At 73.9% G+C, this 3444-nt stretch carries 6 protein-coding genes; all 6 read right to left on the minus strand.

The window, feature by feature from the left end; genetic code table 11:
- Positions 1–58: 58 nt before the first annotated feature.
- The gene (locus ACFU6K_RS34370; protein ID WP_375877309.1) at positions 59–253 is read right to left on the minus strand and encodes a hypothetical protein; all 195 of its coding nucleotides are present in this window, start codon (positions 251–253) and stop codon (positions 59–61) included.
- A gap of 22 nt (positions 254–275) precedes the next feature.
- Positions 276–470 (minus strand): hypothetical protein, encoded by a 195-nt coding sequence (locus ACFU6K_RS34375; protein WP_380669822.1) that lies wholly within the window; start codon positions 468–470, stop codon positions 276–278.
- A gap of 36 nt (positions 471–506) precedes the next feature.
- Positions 507–698, minus strand: a complete 192-nt coding sequence (locus tag ACFU6K_RS34380; protein WP_380669824.1) for a hypothetical protein — start codon at positions 696–698, stop codon at positions 507–509.
- 36 nt (positions 699–734) lie between these two features.
- Positions 735–923, minus strand: coding sequence for a hypothetical protein (locus ACFU6K_RS34385; RefSeq protein ID WP_380669826.1), 189 nt, complete (start codon positions 921–923; stop codon positions 735–737).
- Between the two features lie 40 nt (positions 924–963).
- A complete protein-coding gene (locus ACFU6K_RS34390; protein ID WP_380669828.1) occupies positions 964–1155 on the minus strand; it encodes a hypothetical protein in 192 nt (63 codons plus the stop codon).
- A 122-nt stretch (positions 1156–1277) separates the two neighbouring features.
- On the minus strand, positions 1278–3444 hold a 2167-nt coding region (locus tag ACFU6K_RS34395), incomplete at its 5' end, for a peptidase domain-containing ABC transporter (protein WP_380669830.1).

The following is a 3444-nucleotide window of genomic DNA, read 5'->3' on the forward strand; positions in this document are numbered from 1 at the left end:
CCTCGGGGGAGGGCCGGACCCGACGTCCGGTGCGGGGTGGTGCGGGCTGGTTCGCGGGTCAGCAGCAGCCGTAGCTGAAGCTGCCGCAGGTGCCGCACCAGCTCTGGTCGGTGCTGTTGCAGACGTCGTTGTTGGTGAAGGGCTCCTCACCGCCGCTGAGGGCGGTCAGGTCCGGTTCGCCCAGCGGGTGGCCGGGCGCGGTGCGGGCCGTCTCGGGGTCCTTCCAGGACCGGACGGTCTCCTCGTCGCTCATGGTCCGACTCCCTCCGGGCCGCTCAGCAGCAGCCGAGGGTGAAGGCGCCGCAGGTGCTGCACCAGCTCCGCTCGGTGTTGTTGCAGAGGTCGTTGTTGGTGATCTGCTCCTCGCCGCCGCTGAGGGCGGTGAGGTCGGGCTCGCCCAGCGGGTGGCCGGGGGCGGTGCGGGCCGTCTCGGGGTCCTTCCAGGACCGGACGATGTCCTCGTCGCTCATGGTTCGACTCCTTCGGGGTCGCTCGGCAGGGGGCGTTCAGCAGCAGCCGAACGTGAAGCTGCCGCAGGTGCCGCACCCGGTCTGGTTGGTGGTGCAGATGTCGTAGACGGTGATCTGCTCCTCGCCGCCGCTGAGGGCGGTGAGGTCGGGCTCGCCGACCGGGTGGCCGGGGGCGGTGCGGGCCGTCTCGGGGTCCTTCCAGGACCGGACGATGTCCTCGTTGCTCATGGTTCGACTCCTTCAGGGTCGTTCGGCAGGGGGCGTTCAGCAGCAGCCGAAGGTGAATCCGCCGCAGGTGCCGCAGGCGGTCTGGCCGGTGCACATCTCCAAGACGGTCACCGGCTCCTCGCCGCCGCTGAGGGCGGTGAGGTCGGGCTCGCCCAGCGGGTGGCCGGGCGTGGTGCGGGCCGTCTCGGGGTCCTTCCAGGACCGGACGGTCTCCTCGTCGCTCATGGTTCGACTCCTTCCGCTCCGGGCCGGGAGGCGCCGGCCGTCAGCAGTGGGTTCCGGTGGCCCAGGTGGGGCAGCAGCCGCCGGTGCCGAGGGCCTCGGTGCCGCCCTCCTCGTCGGACAGGCCGCCGACGAACAGGCCGAGGTCGACCTCGCCGGACGGGTGGGCGGGGGCGGCGGCGCGGGCCGCGTCCTCGGGGTCCTTCCACGCGCGGGCGGTGCTGTTGTCGCTCATGGCGTTCCTGCCTTTCGGTGGTGGTTCCTCGACCGGACGGCCGGGCGGCCGACCGGGGTTCGTGGGGACGGGCGTGAGGCGGCCCGTCGGAGGTGGTCCGTCGGAACGGTGGCCCGTCGGACTCAGTGGCTCGCGGCGGGGCGCACGTCGGTGTCGGCCGCGCCGAACAGCAGGCGGTACGCGCCCTCCTGCTCGATCAGCTCGTCGTGGCGGCCGCGTTGGACGATCCGGCCGTGTTCGAGGACGAGGATCTGGTCGGCGTTGCGCACGGCGTTCAGCCGGTGGGAGACGACGATCCGGGTGACGGCCAGCTCCGCGAGCGCGCCGTCGACCTGGCGTTCGGTCTGCGGATCGAGGTGGCTGGTCGCCTCGTCGAGCAGCAGCAGCCGCGGCCGGTGCACCAGGGCCCGGGCCAGGGCGACCCGTTGGCGCTGGCCGGCCGAGAGCGCCGAGCCGCTCTCGCCGACGGGCGTGTCGTACCCCATCGGCAGGGCCAGCACGTCCTCGTGCAGCCCGGCGATCCGCGCGGCCCGGATCACCTCGGCGTCCTCGGCGTCCGGTCGTCCGAGGGTCAGGTTGTCCCGGATGCTGCCGCCGAACAGGCTCAGCTCCTGCAGCACGGCGCCGCAGTGGGCGCGCAGGTCGGCGAGGTCGAGCCGGTCGATCGGCACGCCGTCGTGGCGCACCGTCCCCTCGTCGGGCGGGAGCAGCCCGAGCAGCAGCAGGGCCAGGGTGCTCTTGCCGGACCCGGTGCGGCCGACGATGCCCAGCTTGCCGCCGGCGGCGACGGACAGGTCGATCCCGCTGAGGGCCGGCGGGCCGGACGCCTGGTAGCGGAAGGTCAGCGCGCGGACGTCCACGGAGGTCGCCTTCCGCGTGCCGAGCCGCAGCCGGCCGCCGGTCTCCGCCGGGGCGTCGAGGACGTCGAAGAGGCGTTCCACCTGGGCGTTGACGGTGAGGTAGAGCTGACCGGTGGTCGACAGGGTCTCCAGCGGCGCCAGGACGGACAGCACCAGGCTGTTCGCGGCCAGCATGGTGCCCAGGGTGGAGCGCCCGGTCATGACCATCCAGGCGCCGACGCCGAGCATGAGCAGCGGCCCGAGCGAGGTCATCGCCCGCTGCGCCCCGGAGAGCCCGGCGGTGGCGCGTCCGCGCCGCAGCATCGCGCCCTGGTACCGGGTGAACAGCCCCTGCCAGTGCTCCACGGCGCGGCTCTCCACGCCGTTCGCCTTGAGCGGCAGGATCGCCTCCAGCGCCTCGACCAGGTAGCTCTGCTCCTCCGCCTTGGCGACCAGCTCCAGTTGGGCGAGGTTGCGCAGCCGGCGGTGGGCGTGCACCACCAGGAGCAGTTGCAGGAGGAACAGCGGGGCGACGGCCAGCAGGTAGAGGGGCTGGAGCAGCACGACGGCGACCAGGTAGCCGACCAGCAGGACGCCGTCCAGGGCCACGGTCATCAGCTGCTGGGTCAGGGTCTCCCGGGTGCTGGAGACGCTGGACGTACGCATCAGCAGGTCGCCGCGGCCCCGTTCGAGGAAGAACCGCAGCGGCAGCCGGAAGAGGTGTTCGACGAAGGAGCGGGTCAGCACCAGGTCGCCGCGCCGGCGCAGGGCGAGCAGCGCCAGTGCGCGCAGGGCGGTCAGCAGTCCGGTGAGCAGGGCGATGCCGACGGCGGACAGGGCCAGCAGGGCGGGCAGGTCCGTGCGGTGCTGCGGGAGGAGCGAGTCCACCACGGTGCGGGTGAGCAACGGGACGGCCAGGCCCAGCAGTTGCAGCAGCCCGGTGACCAGCGCGGTCAGGGCGAGCAGGGAGCGTCCGCCCGGGGCGGCCAGGAAGCGCCGCAGGTAGCGGACCATCGGGCGGTCGCGCAGCGGGGTGTGCCGCTCCTCGAAGGACTCGCCCGGCTCCAGGGCGACCGTCACGCCGCCGTACAGGCCGTCGAAGTCCTGCCGGGAGATCTGGCGGCGCCCGCCGGCCGGGTCGACCAGGCGGACGGACCGGCGGTCGATCCGCTCCAGGACGACGAAGTGGTGGGTCCTCAGGTAGGCGATGACCGGGCCGCGCAGCGGCTGCTCCAGTGCGGCCGGGCCGCGGTCGACGCGGACGGTCAGCCCGGCCTGCCGCGCCGCGTCGACCAGCACGGCCGCCGAGGCGCCGTCGCGTCCCGCGCCGAGCAGCGGGCGGCAGTCGGCCACCGTGGAGTCTCGTCCGTAGTGGCTGAGCACCATGGCCAGGCAGGCGGCGGCGCACTCGGTCCGGGTGACCTGCAGCCGCTGCGGCACCCGGTGGGCG

It is taken from the genome of Kitasatospora sp. NPDC057512, assembly GCF_042802135.1.
Lineage (GTDB): Bacteria > Actinomycetota > Actinomycetes > Streptomycetales > Streptomycetaceae > Kitasatospora.